Origin of the sequence: Actinobacillus equuli (assembly GCF_900636745.1) — a bacterium.
GTDB classification, from domain to species: Bacteria; Pseudomonadota; Gammaproteobacteria; order Enterobacterales; family Pasteurellaceae; genus Actinobacillus; species Actinobacillus equuli.
In genome coordinates this window covers 2,430,636-2,451,991 of the sequence record NZ_LR134310.1, presented here as the reverse complement: position 1 = coordinate 2,451,991, position 21,356 = coordinate 2,430,636, and the positions used below count along the sequence as shown (strand labels likewise).

General features: G+C 35.1%; 31 protein-coding genes. 28 read left to right on the top strand and 3 right to left on the bottom strand.

Annotated elements, in window-relative coordinates; translation table 11 throughout:
- Positions 1-595 precede the first annotated feature (595 nt).
- The 9 genes from EL121_RS11745 (at position 596) to EL121_RS11510 (ending at position 7,364) form a co-directional block, all read left to right on the top strand.
- Positions 596-766: a hypothetical protein gene (locus EL121_RS11745; protein ID WP_331852722.1), complete on the top strand. Its 171-nt coding sequence runs from the start codon at positions 596-598 to the stop codon at positions 764-766.
- Positions 767-1,317: 551 nt separating this feature from the next.
- Entirely contained in the window at positions 1,318-2,460 is a 1,143-nt protein-coding gene (locus EL121_RS11540; protein ID WP_232013010.1) for a phage/plasmid replication domain-containing protein, read from the top strand.
- A 54-nt stretch (positions 2,461-2,514) separates the two neighbouring features.
- Positions 2,515-2,865, top strand: a complete 351-nt coding sequence (locus tag EL121_RS11535) for a DNA-binding protein (RefSeq protein ID WP_129545067.1) — start codon at positions 2,515-2,517, stop codon at positions 2,863-2,865.
- Between the two features lie 609 nt (positions 2,866-3,474).
- The gene (locus EL121_RS11530; RefSeq protein WP_129545066.1) at positions 3,475-3,984 is read left to right on the top strand and encodes a hypothetical protein; all 510 of its coding nucleotides are present in this window, start codon (positions 3,475-3,477) and stop codon (positions 3,982-3,984) included.
- A 673-nt stretch (positions 3,985-4,657) separates the two neighbouring features.
- Positions 4,658-4,954, top strand: a complete 297-nt coding sequence (locus EL121_RS11525; RefSeq protein ID WP_039196833.1) for a DUF2523 family protein — start codon at positions 4,658-4,660, stop codon at positions 4,952-4,954.
- 4 nt (positions 4,955-4,958) lie between these two features.
- The gene (locus tag EL121_RS11725) at positions 4,959-5,237 is read left to right on the top strand and encodes a zonular occludens toxin domain-containing protein (protein WP_269470926.1); all 279 of its coding nucleotides are present in this window, start codon (positions 4,959-4,961) and stop codon (positions 5,235-5,237) included.
- Complete coding sequence (locus EL121_RS11520; RefSeq protein ID WP_331852723.1) at positions 5,237-5,896, top strand: zonular occludens toxin domain-containing protein; 660 nt, start codon at positions 5,237-5,239, stop codon at positions 5,894-5,896. Before EL121_RS11725 ends, EL121_RS11520 begins: the two co-directional genes overlap by 1 nt.
- Before the next feature lie 154 nt (positions 5,897-6,050).
- Positions 6,051-6,824, top strand: a complete 774-nt coding sequence (locus EL121_RS11515) for a hypothetical protein (protein ID WP_039196831.1) — start codon at positions 6,051-6,053, stop codon at positions 6,822-6,824.
- A 258-nt stretch (positions 6,825-7,082) separates the two neighbouring features.
- Positions 7,083-7,364 carry a hypothetical protein gene (locus EL121_RS11510; protein WP_039196843.1) on the top strand — a complete coding sequence of 94 codons (282 nt, stop codon included), beginning with the start codon at positions 7,083-7,085 and terminating at the stop codon, positions 7,362-7,364.
- Positions 7,365-7,476: 112 nt separating this feature from the next.
- Here EL121_RS11510 and EL121_RS11505 read toward each other — a convergent pair whose 3' ends face one another.
- Positions 7,477-7,671 carry a hypothetical protein gene (locus EL121_RS11505; protein ID WP_039196847.1) on the bottom strand — a complete coding sequence of 65 codons (195 nt, stop codon included), beginning with the start codon at positions 7,669-7,671 and terminating at the stop codon, positions 7,477-7,479.
- Positions 7,672-7,808: 137 nt separating this feature from the next.
- Here EL121_RS11505 and EL121_RS11500 point away from each other — a divergent pair, with 137 nt between their 5' ends.
- The 9 genes from EL121_RS11500 to EL121_RS11460 all read left to right on the top strand — a co-directional run bounded on the left by EL121_RS11500 (position 7,809) and on the right by EL121_RS11460 (position 13,867).
- Positions 7,809-8,960 (top strand): phage/plasmid replication domain-containing protein, encoded by a 1,152-nt coding sequence (locus tag EL121_RS11500; protein WP_039196846.1) that lies wholly within the window; start codon positions 7,809-7,811, stop codon positions 8,958-8,960.
- A 46-nt stretch (positions 8,961-9,006) separates the two neighbouring features.
- On the top strand, positions 9,007-9,348 hold the full coding sequence (locus tag EL121_RS11495; protein ID WP_039196841.1) for a DNA-binding protein: 342 nt from the start codon (positions 9,007-9,009) through the stop codon (positions 9,346-9,348).
- Between the two features lie 74 nt (positions 9,349-9,422).
- Positions 9,423-9,635: a hypothetical protein gene (locus tag EL121_RS11490; protein WP_081978355.1), complete on the top strand. Its 213-nt coding sequence runs from the start codon at positions 9,423-9,425 to the stop codon at positions 9,633-9,635.
- A gap of 39 nt (positions 9,636-9,674) precedes the next feature.
- The gene (locus tag EL121_RS11485) at positions 9,675-9,887 is read left to right on the top strand and encodes a hypothetical protein (protein ID WP_039196844.1); all 213 of its coding nucleotides are present in this window, start codon (positions 9,675-9,677) and stop codon (positions 9,885-9,887) included.
- 85 nt (positions 9,888-9,972) lie between these two features.
- Positions 9,973-11,151, top strand: a complete 1,179-nt coding sequence (locus EL121_RS11480) for a hypothetical protein (protein WP_129545047.1) — start codon at positions 9,973-9,975, stop codon at positions 11,149-11,151.
- A gap of 8 nt (positions 11,152-11,159) precedes the next feature.
- The gene (locus EL121_RS11475) at positions 11,160-11,456 is read left to right on the top strand and encodes a DUF2523 family protein (protein ID WP_039196833.1); all 297 of its coding nucleotides are present in this window, start codon (positions 11,160-11,162) and stop codon (positions 11,454-11,456) included.
- Positions 11,457-11,460: 4 nt separating this feature from the next.
- Positions 11,461-12,399 (top strand): zonular occludens toxin domain-containing protein, encoded by a 939-nt coding sequence (locus tag EL121_RS11470; protein ID WP_052190381.1) that lies wholly within the window; start codon positions 11,461-11,463, stop codon positions 12,397-12,399.
- A 154-nt stretch (positions 12,400-12,553) separates the two neighbouring features.
- A complete protein-coding gene (locus EL121_RS11465) occupies positions 12,554-13,327 on the top strand; it encodes a hypothetical protein (protein ID WP_039196831.1) in 774 nt (257 codons plus the stop codon).
- A gap of 258 nt (positions 13,328-13,585) precedes the next feature.
- Positions 13,586-13,867 (top strand): hypothetical protein, encoded by a 282-nt coding sequence (locus EL121_RS11460; protein ID WP_039196843.1) that lies wholly within the window; start codon positions 13,586-13,588, stop codon positions 13,865-13,867.
- Positions 13,868-13,979: 112 nt separating this feature from the next.
- On the opposite strand, the gene EL121_RS11455 is transcribed toward EL121_RS11460, so the two are convergent.
- Complete coding sequence (locus EL121_RS11455) at positions 13,980-14,174, bottom strand: hypothetical protein (protein WP_039196847.1); 195 nt, start codon at positions 14,172-14,174, stop codon at positions 13,980-13,982.
- A gap of 137 nt (positions 14,175-14,311) precedes the next feature.
- Here EL121_RS11455 and EL121_RS11450 point away from each other — a divergent pair, with 137 nt between their 5' ends.
- The 3 genes from EL121_RS11450 (at position 14,312) to EL121_RS11440 (ending at position 16,284) form a co-directional block, all read left to right on the top strand.
- The gene (locus EL121_RS11450) at positions 14,312-15,463 is read left to right on the top strand and encodes a phage/plasmid replication domain-containing protein (protein ID WP_039196846.1); all 1,152 of its coding nucleotides are present in this window, start codon (positions 14,312-14,314) and stop codon (positions 15,461-15,463) included.
- 46 nt (positions 15,464-15,509) lie between these two features.
- Entirely contained in the window at positions 15,510-15,851 is a 342-nt protein-coding gene (locus EL121_RS11445; protein WP_039196841.1) for a DNA-binding protein, read from the top strand.
- A 151-nt stretch (positions 15,852-16,002) separates the two neighbouring features.
- Positions 16,003-16,284 carry a hypothetical protein gene (locus tag EL121_RS11440; RefSeq protein ID WP_039196843.1) on the top strand — a complete coding sequence of 94 codons (282 nt, stop codon included), beginning with the start codon at positions 16,003-16,005 and terminating at the stop codon, positions 16,282-16,284.
- Between the two features lie 112 nt (positions 16,285-16,396).
- Here EL121_RS11440 and EL121_RS11435 read toward each other — a convergent pair whose 3' ends face one another.
- On the bottom strand, positions 16,397-16,591 hold the full coding sequence (locus tag EL121_RS11435) for a hypothetical protein (RefSeq protein ID WP_039196847.1): 195 nt from the start codon (positions 16,589-16,591) through the stop codon (positions 16,397-16,399).
- A gap of 137 nt (positions 16,592-16,728) precedes the next feature.
- Here EL121_RS11435 and EL121_RS11430 point away from each other — a divergent pair, with 137 nt between their 5' ends.
- From EL121_RS11430 to EL121_RS11400, 7 genes are all read left to right on the top strand, one after another.
- Entirely contained in the window at positions 16,729-17,880 is a 1,152-nt protein-coding gene (locus EL121_RS11430) for a phage/plasmid replication domain-containing protein (RefSeq protein WP_039196846.1), read from the top strand.
- A gap of 46 nt (positions 17,881-17,926) precedes the next feature.
- Complete coding sequence (locus EL121_RS11425; RefSeq protein ID WP_039196841.1) at positions 17,927-18,268, top strand: DNA-binding protein; 342 nt, start codon at positions 17,927-17,929, stop codon at positions 18,266-18,268.
- A gap of 74 nt (positions 18,269-18,342) precedes the next feature.
- Positions 18,343-18,555, top strand: a complete 213-nt coding sequence (locus EL121_RS11420) for a hypothetical protein (protein WP_081978355.1) — start codon at positions 18,343-18,345, stop codon at positions 18,553-18,555.
- A gap of 39 nt (positions 18,556-18,594) precedes the next feature.
- Entirely contained in the window at positions 18,595-18,807 is a 213-nt protein-coding gene (locus EL121_RS11415; RefSeq protein WP_039196844.1) for a hypothetical protein, read from the top strand.
- 85 nt (positions 18,808-18,892) lie between these two features.
- Entirely contained in the window at positions 18,893-20,071 is a 1,179-nt protein-coding gene (locus EL121_RS11410; RefSeq protein ID WP_129545047.1) for a hypothetical protein, read from the top strand.
- A gap of 8 nt (positions 20,072-20,079) precedes the next feature.
- Positions 20,080-20,376 carry a DUF2523 family protein gene (locus EL121_RS11405; RefSeq protein WP_039196833.1) on the top strand — a complete coding sequence of 99 codons (297 nt, stop codon included), beginning with the start codon at positions 20,080-20,082 and terminating at the stop codon, positions 20,374-20,376.
- A 4-nt stretch (positions 20,377-20,380) separates the two neighbouring features.
- Positions 20,381-21,319, top strand: coding sequence for a zonular occludens toxin domain-containing protein (locus EL121_RS11400; RefSeq protein ID WP_052190381.1), 939 nt, complete (start codon positions 20,381-20,383; stop codon positions 21,317-21,319).
- The last annotated feature ends 37 nt before the right edge of the window (positions 21,320-21,356 follow it).

The following is a 21,356-nucleotide window of genomic DNA, read 5'->3' as shown; positions in this document are numbered from 1 at the left end:
GTGCTTGTTTATTGCTACGAGGGGTAAAAGTACTATACAAAATTTGCGTATTTCAGGATACTGGATTCGATGAGAGGTTTTATAAAAGTCGCATAATAAGGATGAATTGCACTGGTTCTTGATATTTGTTTAATAAACTATACATAAACTACCTTAATCTTTTTAAATTAGAATAAAGTCTATCATATGCAACAAACAAATAATAAGGATTTATTTCATTTCTATGGTTATATGGACGAATAATAACAAATTTGTAATATATATTAACCAAATATATTTAGCGATCTTAGATGTAACATCACATTATAATGTTACAGTACAGCTACGGCGGTTACAACACAATCAACTCAAGAAGTCAAATTAGAAGGTGGTCGTAAAGGGATTACGTACAATTTTGATGAAAACTCAACAATTGAGCTTGTAAGCAACACAGAAAGCAAATAACCATTATTAATCAATGACTTACAATCATTTTGCTTCGCATAATGTTTATCAGGTTATGTTGAATTCTCGGGCAGTGATAATCTCCCTTACTGCCTGAGAATTTATACATAACCTGTTGTTATGCGATGTAAGGCTTTAAATTAGGTAATTTATGGCTGATATCACCCTTTCTCACATCACTCCTCAACACTTCTTTGAAGCCGTCAAGCTCTTAAAAATGACCGAACATCGTATTTATCTTACCGTCGATTCCCTTGAAGTCCGTTTCGTTATGATAGGAACGAGCCTCCAGCTACAACTGATAAACGATTTCAGCAGCTAGAACACTTTATGTTGTTTTTGCAAGAGTTGGTTCATTCTGATGTTCCCATTGATTTAGACGAGTTTATACGCACTTATCGCAAGGTTTCCCGGCAGAAGGTTTCACCGGTGATAGGTGTTTAAAAGCAAGCGGAGAAGTTCGGGAGTTCTGTACACCCGAACTTTGGTATGGTTTTCCATACTTTTATAGTTTGAACTTAGTGCAGAGATTTGCACTTTTTATCATTTCTATTTTTCTTTAGGCTGGTGAATTAGGTCTTGCTTTGCTTCATTTAAGTAGTTATCAAGCAAATGATTTACTATGTCACTCATTTTTGTTAATCGTCCACTTTTATGGCTAATTTCTATTGCTAACATTTCTAATTTATTACGTCTTTGTTCGTTAATTCTAACGGAAGTGTTTTCTTGTGCTCATTTTTTATTCTCTTTGATTGATAAAAATTCATCTATCATTATAAGTTTTTTATGTCTTTTGTATGTAAATATGCTTGCATGCGGTATATAAATATATTATATTTTTTATCAATGTATGTTTGCATGCGGTAGATTTTTATGAATTATCACATTGACTGGCTCACAATAGAACAAGATTTTGGATTCGAGATTCCCGAATCTACGCTTGCGTCTATTTTTGATTTCGGTGTGATAGGCATTCATCTTGATACCGGAGAAGTTCAGCAGGGCATAAGAACCGGAAAATATCGTCATAAAGGCAGCTATTGCGATGAGGTTTCTATCAAGGTTTCCGGTTCCGTTATTCGAATGGAAGGGAACCCAAGCCGTTGGAATAAAGTTGAAAATGTATTAGGTTTTACTGATATTGATTCTTGTGTTTCTTGTTTTAACAACATTCTTTTCTCTCTTAAACTTCCATTATTTACTCGTTGTACAGAGATTTTCCACGGACAAGGCAAAGACGGCGAAAAAGTAAGAACTTTTTCAAACGGTGCCATCATCAAGCGTTTAGACATCACCACTAATGTTTCAGTCGGTCGAGGTAATGAACGTACATTTCTCAAGGCTCTTTCTCAAATGCGTTACCGTAACTCAATCGGTCGATTACACACTAATGGCTGCACAGTCGATTGGTTAAGCGCAAAGGGTAATGCCAATCTGATTTACCCATCCTGCTATATCAAACACGAAGAGCTTTTAATACATTCTTTTGACAAGATTAAAAATAAGTTTGGTTTCGATTCAAAGGAGTTCACTTATTACAAAAAGGTCTATGACTATTGCGAGGAGAATGGAGTAGTCCGATTCGAACAAAAATTAAAATCTCGTTATTTACAACGTGAAGGGCTTTGTTATTGGGGTTTGAGTGATTTTTCGGGTTTAGAAGCATTACAGAAAGGTTTTTTAGATATGTATAGAAGATTAAGTGTCAGTGAAGTGAAACTAGAAACGATAGCGGAACAGCTTGTTTCTGAGGGGATAGTCGATACTTTGCGTAAAGCTAATACGACTGCTTATTACGCTATGTTATGGGCTAATGGACAGAACCTTTTTTTGAAAGAAGCCCAATTTAAATTACATCGCGCAAGATTACGTAAAATCGGGATAGATATTGCAAACCCTTGCGATATTGAAAAATTCCAAGCTGTCCGAGTGATTTCTTGCGAACAGATCTTCGTTAAACCATTTAAGGCCCGGATTTTTATCAGTATCCAAGCAATATGCCGAAGCTACGGTTGATTGCTTAAGTTTTTTGGTAGTTTAAAGTTAAATAGCATTTAAAAGGAGCATTTTATGCGTACAGGTTTTTATATCGTCGGTATTCTCAAAGGATACAAAAATTCATCATTCACTAATCGTGAAACCGGTGAAGTTAAAGATAAGCACAATTTAGGTTTACAGCTTCAAGAGCCTGACGGCTACGGCGGCTACAATACATCAACTCAAGAAGTTAAATTAGATGATCGTTGTGTGAATGACAATCTTAAGCGAACCATTGAACAATTTAAGAATAAATTGGTAATGGTGTTGGTTTATCCACGTGAATGGGCGATGGAAGGTGGTCGTAAAGGGATTACGTACAATTTTGATGAAAACTCAACAATTGAGCTTGTAAGCAACACAGAAAGCAATAACCCTTATTAATCAATGACTTACAATCATTTTACTTCGCATAATGTAATATTCTGTTAAATAGAGGCAATTTTATATGAATTTCATCTCTCTTCAATCTCAAATTTGTGAGGCTGATAATTTGAATTGTAGGGAAGTGATCTTGAAGGTTCCGGTAGAGCCTTCATCAAAAGAAACAATAGACTATTCCGAATACTCCGGATTTTCTTTGTTTCATTTTCTGCAACGGTTTCGCTCTGGTTTTTTGCTAAGACTGTAGGCTTGATTTTAAAACAAATTAGAGCGTAACTGTTGTATTTATTAAAATTTTATAAAAGGAGACTTTATATGTTTAAAAGTAAATTAGCTAAAGGTGCGGTGATCGTTGGTTCTCTAGCGTTAGCCGGTGTAGCAAATGCAAACGGTGTGGTGATATTGCTTCAGGTGTAGATCTTTCTGATGCAAAAACAGCTATCGTTGCTCTTGGTGTGCCGTCGGTGGTTTCTTAGCTGTCGGCATCGGTGTACGTTCTGTGCTTGGTATGATGAAACGTATTTAATACGTAGATAAAAAGGAGGAGGAGGCGCCCGCAAGTATGAGGACGCACCTCCTCTTTTTTATCTACGATAAGGAATTAATTATGTGGCAATTTATTTTTTTCGTGTGGGGTATCGTATGCGCTTGGGCTGTAATAACCGGATTAAATTAAGCATATTATTTTTATTCTCTTTTATTTCTATGGATGTTTTTGCTATCGCCCAATGGTCTAAAGTCGGTTATGTCTATCGTATTGATTCTAAAAAGAATTCATCGAATGATTATGACATGTCTAAATGTGATTTAAAAATGTCTACGGCTGGAATGAATGAAGACGGAGACCCTCACGCTCAAAGAGATTATTTAGATATTAAGTTAGATCAATACAGCATTGTTTTTAACTATGGAACGAATTTTAAAGATAAATTTTTTGCTGACGGTGCATTTAAATATGCACAACAAATAAGATTCTCTGTAGGTGAGAACTATAGAAAGCCTTTACTTAGTGCTTTAAAAAAGGCTTTAAAAGCGGGTAATTGTGATATAGCACAATCATTAGTCGATACTCTAGCAAATGGCAAAGTACAGAAAGAAGGGAATCCGATGAATTCTTAGGCTTTGAAAATGGAACGGATAGATGTGCGATTTCAAAAGATGGTTCTTCTGTTTGTGCATTTAATAAAGAGGGTTCAGATGAAGAAGGAAATCCAGTCATTGGTGTATGTAATGAAACAAATTGTGATAGAGATACATTAGAAAATTATGCTTCTTCTAAGCAAGAGCCAAAGGGGAGTTCTGGTCAAGGTGCTACAGATGCAAGAAACGGAATCAATGAATTAAGGGGTTCCGGTGGAAATTCCGGTTCATCTCCGAACGGTGGAAGTAATGGTTCTGCTGCAAGTGGTTCGGGTGGTAATCATGGAGGTTCCGGACATAGTGATAAGGGTACTGGAAATGGAAAGGGACTCGGTACCGGTAAAAGCGAAGGAGATGGAGATAAAGAACATGGTAATGGAGATCTAACTTACCCTGAATTGGAAGAATTTGATATTAAAAAGGCGTTTAATGAATTAAAAAAAAGTAAAGAAGGATTTATTCCTAATTTATCTTTCAGTGGTGGAAGCTGCCCTCCTTTAGATATAAATTTCAACACTAAATTTTAGTAATTAATGAAAAAGTTGATGTTCATTGCCAAGTTTTAAAGGTTCAGCTGAATTATTAAGTTCTATATTTTTATTCATTTGGGAATTGTTTCCTTACGAGTTATTTTATCTGCATAGGGTATTTTATGGGCGCAATTATTTCTTTTCTATCAAAATCTTTTTCAGGAATTTTATCATTTATATTTAAATCCCTAGTAATTAAATTTGTTGTATTCGCAATTATATTTTTAGTTGTTACTGAAGTTATTCCAATACTTTTTGAAGTATTTATTCCTGAGCAAGAATTACAGCAATATTTTGATTCTATTCCTTCGGAGGCTTTATTTTTCTTATCCGCATTTAAGATTGATGTTGGTCTTCAAATGATTTTAAGTGCTTATATGACAAGATTTATGATTCGTCGTATTCCATTCGTAGGTTAATGTTATGTCTATTTTTGCTTATACCGGTATTCCCGGTTCTGGGAAGTCTTATGAAGTAGTGTCTTCGGTGATTTTGGAAAATTTCAGAAAAGGTCGAAACATCGTCACAAATATTGAAGGTATTTCTGAAGAAAAGCTAATTGATTATTGCTTAAGCAAAGACAAGAAAATCTCCCGTGAATCGTTGGGCAAGCTACGTAAAGTAACCGATTCAGATTGTCAGAAAGAGGATTTTTTCCCGTTTAAAGGGCAGAGAACACCTTTTGCAAGGCAGGAGATTTAATCTGTTTAGATGAAGTATGGAGAATCTTTCCTAGTGACAAAATTCATCCGAATCACCGCTCGTTTATTGCCGAACATAGACATTTTACAAATGAGAAAGGGGATTGTTGTGATCTTATCGTGATTAACCAATCAATCACCGGAATTCCTCGTTTTATCAAAGATAGAATCGAATCTACATTTGTGATGCGTAAAATGACCATGCTCGGTTTTTCTAAACGCTATCGGGTAGATGTTTTTATCGGAGTAAAAACGACAAAAACATCATTAATTGCTCAGTACCATAATAAATATTCTGATGAAATATTCCAACTTTATAAAAGCTTTGATGGTGTCAATGGGAAACAAAATATCATTGATAGCAGACAAAACTTTTTTAAATCAGCACAATTTAAACTGATATTATTTTCTTCTATTTTTTGTTTGTCTGGCTCTTTCTATTATCTCTATGATTTGTTAGATAAATATGAAAAACCAGAAAAAAATATAGAAAAACCAAAATCAAAAACCAGTACAAATAATACCGAATGTGTCAGTTTAATTTCCATGAATCAGATAGGCGATATTAGCTATTTTATTATTAAAAAAGGGGACAACTATGAAAGAATTGCTAACATTGATAATATTAATGTTTGTAATATCAAAAAATTCCAACGCTAAACAGCAAGTAGATATTTCTAACGTTAATGATTTAAAAATGACGTATCCACAGAATTTAAACATATATGTTTCTGGAGACAGCCCTTTTTATTTTATAGGAGAATTGACCGAATCTAACCTCTTAAAATCGTGTGTATCAAATGGTTATACATGTATGAAGAATGAGGATGGAACGATTGAGTTATCGAAAAAAGAGTTAAATCCTGCTATTGCACAAGAGCCGGAATTCATTCAAGAACCTTATCAAGAATATTCTGCCGCTTATGAAGTGCCGAAAGAGCTGAGTTATTTCGATGTAAATAATAATCCGGATAATTTCAAAGACTATAGAGTAATTGCCGGCAAAATCGAAAGTGACAGAGAAGGTTTAAAATTTAATACCGCTTTTGTTAAACCGGTTGTTTATATTTATTCACGTACAGAAATAGATAAGAAGGTCTCTTTTTTTGATGAATTACTTAACTCATTAGCTCCATTTTCATTAAATAAGAAGCTTGGGCTAGGCATGAATTTCTTACTCGTGAATAAGAATGTCGCCGACTTTTTTAATTCTCAATCAGATAACTTTACTTATTCCAGAACTTTTATTTCTTGCGTGGAAGGTGATTATTGTGAATCGTTGAGCGAATCAAGATTTGAATTTGATGAAACGATTCGTAGCCCAGTATCGGAATCTACATCAAAGCGCTTTGACGTTGTGGAGCAAGGTTTTAGGGTGAGATTTAGACGTAATGCGGTAGATTTAAGTGTATCATTCTGCGAAGACCGCTTTAACTGTGTTAAGTTTAATCAGACAGCCGAACGTAAAATCAATATGTGCTATGACCTATTCTTCAAAACGGATATTAAAATCAACTCAAAAGTGATCTTTTCTGATTCAAAAATAACAAAAATTAATAACTTAGGCTTTATTATCTGTGAAAAATAGGGGGTGTCGGGGGATTTTACCGTGTAAAATCCCATGACGTAAGCGAACCGCTTGCGGTTCAGCGGAACATGTGCGAAGCATTCGCACTCCCTGCAAAACCAAGACGATAGTAATCTTTACAAAATATTAAAGAGCCTTATTTCGCATAATGTTTATCAGGTTATGTTGAATTCTCGGGCAGTGATAATCTCCCTTACTGCCTGAGAATTTATACATAACCTGTTGTTATGCGATGTAAGGCTTTAAATTAGGTAATTTATGGCTGATATCACCCTTTCTCACATCACTCCTCAACACTTCTTTGAAGCCGTCAAGCTCTTAAAAATGACCGAACATCGTATTTATCTTACCGTCGATTCCCTTGAAGTCCGTTTTCGTTATGATAGGAACGAGCCTCCAGCTACAACTGATAAACGATTTCAGCAGCTAGAACACTTTATGTTGTTTTTGCAAGAGTTGGTTCATTCTGATGTTCCCATTGATTTAGACGAGTTTATACGCACTTATCGCAAGGTTTCCGGCAGAAGGTTTCACCGGTGATAGGTGTTTAAAAAGCAAGCGGAGAAGTTCGGGAGTTCTGTAACACCCGAACTTTGGTATGGTTTTCCATACTTTTATAGTTGAACTTTAGTGCAAGATTTTGCACTTTTTATCATTTCTTATTTTCTTTAGGCTGGTGAATTAGGTCTTGCTTTGCTTCATTTAAGTAGTTATCAAGCAAATGATTTACTATGTCACTCATTTTTGTTAATCGTCCACTTTTATGGCTAATTTCTATTGCTAACATTTCTAATTTATTACGTCTTTGTTCGTTAATTCTAACGGAAGTGTCTTTTCTTGTGCTCATTTTTTATTCTCTTTGATTGATAAAAATTCATCTATCATTATAAGTTTTTTATGTCTTTTGTATGTAAATATGCTTGCATGCGGTATATAAATATATTATATTTTTTATCAATGTATGTTTGCATGCGGTAGATTTTTATGAATTATCACATTGACTGGCTCACAATAGAACAAGATTTTGGATTCGAGATTCCCGAATCTACGCTTGCGTCTATTTTTGATTTCGGTGTGATAGGCATTCATCTTGATACCGGAGAAGTTCAGCAGGGCATAAGAACCGGAAAATATCGTCATAAAGGCAGCTATTGCGATGAGGTTTCTATCAAGGTTTCCGGTTCCGTTATTCGAATGGAAGGGAACCCAAGCCGTTGGAATAAAGTTGAAAATGTATTAGGTTTTACTGATATTGATTCTTGTGTTTCTTGTTTTAACAACATTCTTTTCTCTCTTAAACTTCCATTATTTACTCGTTGTACAGAGATTTTCCACGGACAAGGCAAAGACGGCGAAAAAGTAAGAACTTTTTCAAACGGTGCCATCATCAAGCGTTTAGACATCACCACTAATGTTTCAGTCGGTCGAGGTAATGAACGTACATTTCTCAAGGCTCTTTCTCAAATGCGTTACCGTAACTCAATCGGTCGATTACACACTAATGGCTGCACAGTCGATTGGTTAAGCGCAAAGGGTAATGCCAATCTGATTTACCCATCCTGCTATATCAAACACGAAGAGCTTTTAATACATTCTTTTGACAAGATTAAAAATAAGTTTGGTTTCGATTCAAAGGAGTTCACTTATTACAAAAAGGTCTATGACTATTGCGAGGAGAATGGAGTAGTCCGATTCGAACAAAAATTAAAATCTCGTTATTTACAACGTGAAGGGCTTTGTTATTGGGGTTTGAGTGATTTTTCGGGTTTAGAAGCATTACAGAAAGGTTTTTTAGATATGTATAGAAGATTAAGTGTCAGTGAAGTGAAACTAGAAACGATAGCGGAACAGCTTGTTTCTGAGGGGATAGTCGATACTTTGCGTAAAGCTAATACGACTGCTTATTACGCTATGTTATGGGCTAATGGACAGAACCTTTTTTTGAAAGAAGCCCAATTTAAATTACATCGCGCAAGATTACGTAAAATCGGGATAGATATTGCAAACCCTTGCGATATTGAAAAATTCCAAGCTGTCCGAGTGATTTCTTGCGAACAGATCTTCGTTAAACCATTTAAGGCCCCGGATTTTTATCAGTATCCAAGCAATATGCCGAAGCTACGGTTGATTGCTTAAGTTTTTTGGTAGTTTAAAGTTAAATAGCATTTAAAAGGAGCATTTTATGCGTACAGGTTTTTATATCGTCGGTATTCTCAAAGGATACAAAAATTCATCATTCACTAATCGTGAAACCGGTGAAGTTAAAGATAAGCACAATTTAGGTTTACAGCTTCAAGAGCCTGACGGCTACGGCGGCTACAATACATCAACTCAAGAAGTTAAATTAGATGATCGTTGTGTGAATGACAATCTTAAGCGAACCATTGAACAATTTAAGAATAAATTGGTAATGGTGTTGGTTTATCCACGTGAATGGGCGATGGAAGGTGGTCGTAAAGGGATTACGTACAATTTTGATGAAAACTCAACAATTGAGCTTGTAAGCAACACAGAAAGCAAATAACCCTTATTAATCAATGACTTACAATCATTTTACTTCGCATAATGTAATATTCTGTTAAATAGAGGCAATTTTATATGAATTTCATCTCTCTTCAATCTCAAATTTGTGAGGCTGATAATTTGAATTGTAGGGAAGTGATCTTGAAGGTTCCGGTAGAGCCTTCATCAAAAGAAACAATAGACTATTCCGAATACTCCGGATTTTTCTTTGTTTCATTTTCTGCAACGGTTTCGCTCTGGTTTTTTGCTAAGACTGTAGGCTTGATTTTAAAACAAATTAGAGCGTAACTGTTGTATTTATTAAAATTTTATAAAAGGAGACTTTATATGTTTAAAAGTAAATTAGCTAAAGGTGCGGTGATCGTTGGTTCTCTAGCGTTAGCCGGTGTAGCAAATGCAAACGGTGTTGGTGATATTGCTTCAGGTGTAGATCTTTCTGATGCAAAAACAGCTATCGTTGCTCTTGGTGTTGCCGTCGGTGGTTTCTTAGCTGTCGGCATCGGTGTACGTTCTGTGCTTGGTATGATGAAACGTATTTAATACGTAGATAAAAAAGGAGGAGGAGGCGCCCGCAAGTATGAGGACGCACCTCCTCTTTTTTTATCTACGATAAGGAATTAATTATGTGGCAATTTATTTTTTTCGTGTGGGGTATCGTATGCGCTTGGGCTGTAATAACCGGATTAAATTAAGCATATTATTTTTATTCTCTTTTATTTCTATGGATGTTTTTGCTATCGCCCAATGGTCTAAAGTCGGTTATGTCTATCGTATTGATTCTAAAAAGAATTCATCGAATGATTATGACATGTCTAAATGTGATTTAAAAATGTCTACGGCTGGAATGAATGAAGACGGAGACCCTCACGCTCAAAGAGATTATTTAGATATTAAGTTAGATCAATACAGCATTGTTTTTAACTATGGAACGAATTTTAAAGATAAATTTTTTGCTGACGGTGCATTTAAATATGCACAACAAATAAGATTCTCTGTAGGTGAGAACTATAGAAAGCCTTTACTTAGTGCTTTAAAAAAGGCTTTAAAAGCGGGTAATTGTGATATAGCACAATCATTAGTCGATACTCTAGCAAATGGCAAAGTACAGAAAGAAGGGGAATCCGATGAATTCTTAGGCTTTGAAAATGGAACGGATAGATGTGCGATTTCAAAAGATGGTTCTTCTGTTTGTGCATTTAATAAAGAGGGTTCAGATGAAGAAGGAAATCCAGTCATTGGTGTATGTAATGAAACAAATTGTGATAGAGATACATTAGAAAATTATGCTTCTTCTAAGCAAGAGCCAAAGGGGAGTTCTGGTCAAGGTGCTACAGATGCAAGAAACGGAATCAATGAATTAAGGGGTTCCGGTGGAAATTCCGGTTCATCTCCGAACGGTGGAAGTAATGGTTCTGCTGCAAGTGGTTCGGGTGGTAATCATGGAGGTTCCGGACATAGTGATAAGGGTACTGGAAATGGAAAGGGACTCGGTACCGGTAAAAGCGAAGGAGATGGAGATAAAGAACATGGTAATGGAGATCTAACTTACCCTGAATTGGAAGAATTTGATATTAAAAAGGCGTTTAATGAATTAAAAAAAAGTAAAGAAGGATTTATTCCTAATTTATCTTTCAGTGGTGGAAGCTGCCCTCCTTTAGATATAAATTTCAACACTAAATTTTTAGTAATTAATGAAAAAGTTGATGTTCATTGCCAAGTTTTTAAAGGTTCAGCTGAATTATTAAGTTCTATATTTTTATTCATTTGGGGAATTGTTTCCTTACGAGTTATTTTATCTGCATAGGGTATTTTATGGGCGCAATTATTTCTTTTCTATCAAAATCTTTTTCAGGAATTTTATCATTTATATTTAAATCCCTAGTAATTAAATTTGTTGTATTCGCAATTATATTTTTAGTTGTTACTGAAGTTATTCCAATACTTTTTGAAGTATTTATTCCTGAGCAAGAATTACAGCAATATTTTGATTCTATTCCTTCGGAGGCTTTATTTTTCTTATCCGCATTTAAGATTGATGTTGGTCTTCAAATGATTTTAAGTGCTTATATGACAAGATTTATGATTCGTCGTATTCCATTCGTAGGTTAATGTTATGTCTATTTTTGCTTATACCGGTATTCCCGGTTCTGGGAAGTCTTATGAAGTAGTGTCTTCGGTGATTTTGGAAAATTTCAGAAAAGGTCGAAACATCGTCACAAATATTGAAGGTATTTCTGAAGAAAAGCTAATTGATTATTGCTTAAGCAAAGACAAGAAAATCTCCCGTGAATCGTTGGGCAAGCTACGTAAAGTAACCGATTCAGATTGTCAGAAAGAGGATTTTTTCCCGTTTAAAGGGGCAGAGAACACCTTTTGCAAGGCAGGAGATTTAATCTGTTTAGATGAAGTATGGAGAATCTTTCCTAGTGACAAAATTCATCCGAATCACCGCTCGTTTATTGCCGAACATAGACATTTTACAAATGAGAAAGGGGATTGTTGTGATCTTATCGTGATTAACCAATCAATCACCGGAATTCCTCGTTTTATCAAAGATAGAATCGAATCTACATTTGTGATGCGTAAAATGACCATGCTCGGTTTTTCTAAACGCTATCGGGTAGATGTTTTTATCGGAGTAAAAACGACAAAAACATCATTAATTGCTCAGTACCATAATAAATATTCTGATGAAATATTCCAACTTTATAAAAGCTTTGATGGTGTCAATGGGAAACAAAATATCATTGATAGCAGACAAAACTTTTTTAAATCAGCACAATTTAAACTGATATTATTTTCTTCTATTTTTTGTTTGTCTGGCTCTTTCTATTATCTCTATGATTTGTTAGATAAATATGAAAAACCAGAAAAAAATATAGAAAAACCAAAATCAAAAACCAGTACAAATAATACCGAATGTGTCAGTTTAATTTCCATGAATCAGATAGGCGATATTAGCTATTTTATTATTAAAAAAGGGGACAACTATGAAAGAATTGCTAACATTGATAATATTAATGTTTGTAATATCAAAAAATTCCAACGCTAAACAGCAAGTAGATATTTCTAACGTTAATGATTTAAAAATGACGTATCCACAGAATTTAAACATATATGTTTCTGGAGACAGCCCTTTTTATTTTATAGGAGAATTGACCGAATCTAACCTCTTAAAATCGTGTGTATCAAATGGTTATACATGTATGAAGAATGAGGATGGAACGATTGAGTTATCGAAAAAAGAGTTAAATCCTGCTATTGCACAAGAGCCGGAATTCATTCAAGAACCTTATCAAGAATATTCTGCCGCTTATGAAGTGCCGAAAGAGCTGAGTTATTTCGATGTAAATAATAATCCGGATAATTTCAAAGACTATAGAGTAATTGCCGGCAAAATCGAAAGTGACAGAGAAGGTTTAAAATTTAATACCGCTTTTGTTAAACCGGTTGTTTATATTTATTCACGTACAGAAATAGATAAGAAGGTCTCTTTTTTTGATGAATTACTTAACTCATTAGCTCCATTTTCATTAAATAAGAAGCTTGGGCTAGGCATGAATTTCTTACTCGTGAATAAGAATGTCGCCGACTTTTTTAATTCTCAATCAGATAACTTTACTTATTCCAGAACTTTTATTTCTTGCGTGGAAGGTGATTATTGTGAATCGTTGAGCGAATCAAGATTTGAATTTGATGAAACGATTCGTAGCCCAGTATCGGAATCTACATCAAAGCGCTTTGACGTTGTGGAGCAAGGTTTTAGGGTGAGATTTAGACGTAATGCGGTAGATTTAAGTGTATCATTCTGCGAAGACCGCTTTAACTGTGTTAAGTTTAATCAGACAGCCGAACGTAAAATCAATATGTGCTATGACCTATTCTTCAAAACGGATATTAAAATCAACTCAAAAGTGATCTTTTCTGATTCAAAAATAACAAAAATTAATAACTTAGGCTTTATTATCTGTGAAAAATAGGGGGTGTCGGGGGATTTTACCGTGTAAAATCCCATGACGTAAGCGAACCGCTTGCGGTTCAGCGGAACATGTGCGAAGCATTCGCACTCCCTGCAAAACCAAGACGATAGTAATCTTTACAAAATATTAAAGAGCCTTATTTCGCATAATGTTTATCAGGTTATGTTGAATTCTCGGGCAGTGATAATCTCCCTTACTGCCTGAGAATTTATACATAACCTGTTGTTATGCGATGTAAGGCTTTAAATTAGGTAATTTATGGCTGATATCACCCTTTCTCACATCACTCCTCAACACTTCTTTGAAGCCGTCAAGCTCTTAAAAATGACCGAACATCGTATTTATCTTACCGTCGATTCCCTTGAAGTCCGTTTTCGTTATGATAGGAACGAGCCTCCAGCTACAACTGATAAACGATTTCAGCAGCTAGAACACTTTATGTTGTTTTTGCAAGAGTTGGTTCATTCTGATGTTCCCATTGATTTAGACGAGTTTATACGCACTTATCGCAAGGTTTCCGGCAGAAGGTTTCACCGGTGATAGGTGTTTAAAAAGCAAGCGGAGAAGTTCGGGAGTTCTGTAACACCCGAACTTTGGTATGGTTTTCCATACTTTTATAGTTGAACTTTAGTGCAAGATTTTGCACTTTTTATCATTTCTTATTTTCTTTAGGCTGGTGAATTAGGTCTTGCTTTGCTTCATTTAAGTAGTTATCAAGCAAATGATTTACTATGTCACTCATTTTTGTTAATCGTCCACTTTTATGGCTAATTTCTATTGCTAACATTTCTAATTTATTACGTCTTTGTTCGTTAATTCTAACGGAAGTGTCTTTTCTTGTGCTCATTTTTTATTCTCTTTGATTGATAAAAATTCATCTATCATTATAAGTTTTTTATGTCTTTTGTATGTAAATATGCTTGCATGCGGTATATAAATATATTATATTTTTTATCAATGTATGTTTGCATGCGGTAGATTTTTATGAATTATCACATTGACTGGCTCACAATAGAACAAGATTTTGGATTCGAGATTCCCGAATCTACGCTTGCGTCTATTTTTGATTTCGGTGTGATAGGCATTCATCTTGATACCGGAGAAGTTCAGCAGGGCATAAGAACCGGAAAATATCGTCATAAAGGCAGCTATTGCGATGAGGTTTCTATCAAGGTTTCCGGTTCCGTTATTCGAATGGAAGGGAACCCAAGCCGTTGGAATAAAGTTGAAAATGTATTAGGTTTTACTGATATTGATTCTTGTGTTTCTTGTTTTAACAACATTCTTTTCTCTCTTAAACTTCCATTATTTACTCGTTGTACAGAGATTTTCCACGGACAAGGCAAAGACGGCGAAAAAGTAAGAACTTTTTCAAACGGTGCCATCATCAAGCGTTTAGACATCACCACTAATGTTTCAGTCGGTCGAGGTAATGAACGTACATTTCTCAAGGCTCTTTCTCAAATGCGTTACCGTAACTCAATCGGTCGATTACACACTAATGGCTGCACAGTCGATTGGTTAAGCGCAAAGGGTAATGCCAATCTGATTTACCCATCCTGCTATATCAAACACGAAGAGCTTTTAATACATTCTTTTGACAAGATTAAAAATAAGTTTGGTTTCGATTCAAAGGAGTTCACTTATTACAAAAAGGTCTATGACTATTGCGAGGAGAATGGAGTAGTCCGATTCGAACAAAAATTAAAATCTCGTTATTTACAACGTGAAGGGCTTTGTTATTGGGGTTTGAGTGATTTTTCGGGTTTAGAAGCATTACAGAAAGGTTTTTTAGATATGTATAGAAGATTAAGTGTCAGTGAAGTGAAACTAGAAACGATAGCGGAACAGCTTGTTTCTGAGGGGATAGTCGATACTTTGCGTAAAGCTAATACGACTGCTTATTACGCTATGTTATGGGCTAATGGACAGAACCTTTTTTTGAAAGAAGCCCAATTTAAATTACATCGCGCAAGATTACGTAAAATCGGGATAGATATTGCAAACCCTTGCGATATTGAAAAATTCCAAGCTGTCCGAGTGATTTCTTGCGAACAGATCTTCGTTAAACCATTTAAGGCCCCGGATTTTTATCAGTATCCAAGCAATATGCCGAAGCTACGGTTGATTGCTTAAGTTTTTTGGTAGTTTAAAGTTAAATAGCATTTAAAAGGAGCATTTTATGCGTACAGGTTTTTATATCGTCGGTATTCTCAAAGGATACAAAAATTCATCATTCACTAATCGTGAAACCGGTGAAGTTAAAGATAAGCACAATTTAGGTTTACAGCTTCAAGAGCCTGACGGCTACGGCGGCTACAATACATCAACTCAAGAAGTTAAATTAGATGATCGTTGTGTGAATGACAATCTTAAGCGAACCATTGAACAATTTAAGAATAAATTGGTAATGGTGTTGGTTTATCCACGTGAATGGGCGATGGAAGGTGGTCGTAAAGGGATTACGTACAATTTTGATGAAAACTCAACAATTGAGCTTGTAAGCAACACAGAAAGCAAATAACCCTTATTAATCAATGACTTACAATCATTTTACTTCGCATAATGTTTATCAGGTTATGTTGAATTCTCGGGCAGTGATAATCTCCCTTACTGCCTGAGAATTTATACATAACCTGTTGTTATGCGATGTAAGGCTTTAAATTAGGTAATTTATGGCTGATATCACCCTTTCTCACATCACTCCTCAACACTTCTTTGAAGCCGTCAAGCTCTTAAAAATGACCGAACATCGTATTTATCTTACCGTCGATTCCCTTGAAGTCCGTTTTCGTTATGATAGGAACGAGCCTCCAGCTACAACTGATAAACGATTTCAGCAGCTAGAACACTTTATGTTGTTTTTGCAAGAGTTGGTTCATTCTGATGTTCCCATTGATTTAGACGAGTTTATACGCACTTATCGCAAGGTTTCCGGCAGAAGGTTTCACCGGTGATAGGTGTTTAAAAAGCAAGCGGAGAAGTTCGGGAGTTCTGTAACACCCGAACTTTGGTATGGTTTTCCATACTTTTATAGTTGAACTTTAGTGCAAGATTTTGCACTTTTTATCATTTCTTATTTTCTTTAGGCTGGTGAATTAGGTCTTGCTTTGCTTCATTTAAGTAGTTATCAAGCAAATGATTTACTATGTCACTCATTTTTGTTAATCGTCCACTTTTATGGCTAATTTCTATTGCTAACATTTCTAATTTATTACGTCTTTGTTCGTTAATTCTAACGGAAGTGTCTTTTCTTGTGCTCATTTTTTATTCTCTTTGATTGATAAAAATTCATCTATCATTATAAGTTTTTTATGTCTTTTGTATGTAAATATGCTTGCATGCGGTATATAAATATATTATATTTTTTATCAATGTATGTTTGCATGCGGTAGATTTTTATGAATTATCACATTGACTGGCTCACAATAGAACAAGATTTTGGATTCGAGATTCCCGAATCTACGCTTGCGTCTATTTTTGATTTCGGTGTGATAGGCATTCATCTTGATACCGGAGAAGTTCAGCAGGGCATAAGAACCGGAAAATATCGTCATAAAGGCAGCTATTGCGATGAGGTTTCTATCAAGGTTTCCGGTTCCGTTATTCGAATGGAAGGGAACCCAAGCCGTTGGAATAAAGTTGAAAATGTATTAGGTTTTACTGATATTGATTCTTGTGTTTCTTGTTTTAACAACATTCTTTTCTCTCTTAAACTTCCATTATTTACTCGTTGTACAGAGATTTTCCACGGACAAGGCAAAGACGGCGAAAAAGTAAGAACTTTTTCAAACGGTGCCATCATCAAGCGTTTAGACATCACCACTAATGTTTCAGTCGGTCGAGGTAATGAACGTACATTTCTCAAGGCTCTTTCTCAAATGCGTTACCGTAACTCAATCGGTCGATTACACACTAATGGCTGCACAGTCGATTGGTTAAGCGCAAAGGGTAATGCCAATCTGATTTACCCATCCTGCTATATCAAACACGAAGAGCTTTTAATACATTCTTTTGACAAGATTAAAAATAAGTTTGGTTTCGATTCAAAGGAGTTCACTTATTACAAAAAGGTCTATGACTATTGCGAGGAGAATGGAGTAGTCCGATTCGAACAAAAATTAAAATCTCGTTATTTACAACGTGAAGGGCTTTGTTATTGGGGTTTGAGTGATTTTTCGGGTTTAGAAGCATTACAGAAAGGTTTTTTAGATATGTATAGAAGATTAAGTGTCAGTGAAGTGAAACTAGAAACGATAGCGGAACAGCTTGTTTCTGAGGGGATAGTCGATACTTTGCGTAAAGCTAATACGACTGCTTATTACGCTATGTTATGGGCTAATGGACAGAACCTTTTTTTGAAAGAAGCCCAATTTAAATTACATCGCGCAAGATTACGTAAAATCGGGATAGATATTGCAAACCCTTGCGATATTGAAAAATTCCAAGCTGTCCGAGTGATTTCTTGCGAACAGATCTTCGTTAAACCATTTAAGGCCCCGGATTTTTATCAGTATCCAAGCAATATGCCGAAGCTACGGTTGATTGCTTAAGTTTTTTGGTAGTTTAAAGTTAAATAGCATTTAAAAGGAGCATTTTATGCGTACAGGTTTTTATATCGTCGGTATTCTCAAAGGATACAAAAATTCATCATTCACTAATCGTGAAACCGGTGAAGTTAAAGATAAGCACAATTTAGGTTTACAGCTTCAAGAGCCTGACGGCTACGGCGGCTACAATACATCAACTCAAGAAGTTAAATTAGATGATCGTTGTGTGAATGACAATCTTAAGCGAACCATTGAACAATTTAAGAATAAATTGGTAATGGTGTTGGTTTATCCACGTGAATGGGCGATGGAAGGTGGTCGTAAAGGGATTACGTACAATTTTGATGAAAACTCAACAATTGAGCTTGTAAGCAACACAGAAAGCAAATAACCCTTATTAATCAATGACTTACAATCATTTTACTTCGCATAATGTAATATTCTGTTAAATAGAGGCAATTTTATATGAATTTCATCTCTCTTCAATCTCAAATTTGTGAGGCTGATAATTTGAATTGTAGGGAAGTGATCTTGAAGGTTCCGGTAGAGCCTTCATCAAAAGAAACAATAGACTATTCCGAATACTCCGGATTTTTCTTTGTTTCATTTTCTGCAACGGTTTCGCTCTGGTTTTTTGCTAAGACTGTAGGCTTGATTTTAAAACAAATTAGAGCGTAACTGTTGTATTTATTAAAATTTTATAAAAGGAGACTTTATATGTTTAAAAGTAAATTAGCTAAAGGTGCGGTGATCGTTGGTTCTCTAGCGTTAGCCGGTGTAGCAAATGCAAACGGTGTTGGTGATATTGCTTCAGGTGTAGATCTTTCTGATGCAAAAACAGCTATCGTTGCTCTTGGTGTTGCCGTCGGTGGTTTCTTAGCTGTCGGCATCGGTGTACGTTCTGTGCTTGGTATGATGAAACGTATTTAATACGTAGATAAAAAAGGAGGAGGAGGCGCCCGCAAGTATGAGGACGCACCTCCTCTTTTTTTATCTACGATAAGGAATTAATTATGTGGCAATTTATTTTTTTCGTGTGGGGTATCGTATGCGCTTGGGCTGTAATAACCGGATTAAATTAAGCATATTATTTTTATTCTCTTTTATTTCTATGGATGTTTTTGCTATCGCCCAATGGTCTAAAGTCGGTTATGTCTATCGTATTGATTCTAAAAAGAATTCATCGAATGATTATGACATGTCTAAATGTGATTTAAAAATGTCTACGGCTGGAATGAATGAAGACGGAGACCCTCACGCTCAAAGAGATTATTTAGATATTAAGTTAGATCAATACAGCATTGTTTTTAACTATGGAACGAATTTTAAAGATAAATTTTTTGCTGACGGTGCATTTAAATATGCACAACAAATAAGATTCTCTGTAGGTGAGAACTATAGAAAGCCTTTACTTAGTGCTTTAAAAAAGGCTTTAAAAGCGGGTAATTGTGATATAGCACAATCATTAGTCGATACTCTAGCAAATGGCAAAGTACAGAAAGAAGGGGAATCCGATGAATTCTTAGGCTTTGAAAATGGAACGGATAGATGTGCGATTTCAAAAGATGGTTCTTCTGTTTGTGCATTTAATAAAGAGGGTTCAGATGAAGAAGGAAATCCAGTCATTGGTGTATGTAATGAAACAAATTGTGATAGAGATACATTAGAAAATTATGCTTCTTCTAAGCAAGAGCCAAAGGGGAGTTCTGGTCAAGGTGCTACAGATGCAAGAAACGGAATCAATGAATTAAGGGGTTCCGGTGGAAATTCCGGTTCATCTCCGAACGGTGGAAGTAATGGTTCTGCTGCAAGTGGTTCGGGTGGTAATCATGGAGGTTCCGGACATAGTGATAAGGGTACTGGAAATGGAAAGGGACTCGGTACCGGTAAAAGCGAAGGAGATGGAGATAAAGAACATGGTAATGGAGATCTAACTTACCCTGAATTGGAAGAATTTGATATTAAAAAGGCGTTTAATGAATTAAAAAAAAGTAAAGAAGGATTTATTCCTAATTTATCTTTCAGTGGTGGAAGCTGCCCTCCTTTAGATATAAATTTCAACACTAAATTTTTAGTAATTAATGAAAAAGTTGATGTTCATTGCCAAGTTTTTAAAGGTTCAGCTGAATTATTAAGTTCTATATTTTTATTCATTTGGGGAATTGTTTCCTTACGAGTTATTTTATCTGCATAGGGTATTTTATGGGCGCAATTATTTCTTTTCTATCAAAATCTTTTTCAGGAATTTTATCATTTATATTTAAATCCCTAGTAATTAAATTTGTTGTATTCGCAATTATATTTTTAGTTGTTACTGAAGTTATTCCAATACTTTTTGAAGTATTTATTCCTGAGCAAGAATTACAGCAATATTTTGATTCTATTCCTTCGGAGGCTTTATTTTTCTTATCCGCATTTAAGATTGATGTTGGTCTTCAAATGATTTTAAGTGCTTATATGACAAGATTTATGATTCGTCGTATTCCATTCGTAGGTTAATGTTATGTCTATTTTTGCTTATACCGGTATTCCCGGTTCTGGGAAGTCTTATGAAGTAGTGTCTTCGGTGATTTTGGAAAATTTCAGAAAAGGTCGAAACATCGTCACAAATATTGAAGGTATTTCTGAAGAAAAGCTAATTGATTATTGCTTAAGCAAAGACAAGAAAATCTCCCGTGAATCGTTGGGCAAGCTACGTAAAGTAACCGATTCAGATTGTCAGAAAGAGGATTTTTTCCCGTTTAAAGGGGCAGAGAACACCTTTTGCAAGGCAGGAGATTTAATCTGTTTAGATGAAGTATGGAGAATCTTTCCTAGTGACAAAATTCATCCGAATCACCGCTCGTTTATTGCCGAACATAGACATTTTACAAATGAGAAAGGGGATTGTTGTGATCTTATCGTGATTAACCAATCAATCACCGGAATTCCTCGTTTTATCAAAGATAGAATCGAATCTACATTTGTGATGCGTAAAATGACCATGCTCGGTTTTTCTAAACGCTATCGGGTAGATGTTTTTATCGGAGTAAAAACGACAAAAACATCATTAATTGCTCAGTACCATAATAAATATTCTGATGAAATATTCCAACTTTATAAAAGCTTTGATGGTGTCAATGGGAAACAAAATATCATTGATAGCAGACAAAACTTTTTTAAATCAGCACAATTTAAACTGATATTATTTTCTTCTATTTTTTGTTTGTCTGGCTCTTTCTATTATCTCTATGATTTGTTAGATAAATATGAAAAACCAGAAAAAAATATAGAAAAACCAAAATCAAAAACCAGTACAAATAATACCGAATGTGTCAGTTTAATTTCCATGAATCAGATAGGCGATATTAGCTATTTTATTATTAAAAAAGGGGACAACTATGAAAGAATTGCTAACATTGATAATATTAATGTTTGTAATATCAAAAAATTCCAACGCTAAACAGCAAGTAGATATTTCTAACGTTAATGATTTAAAA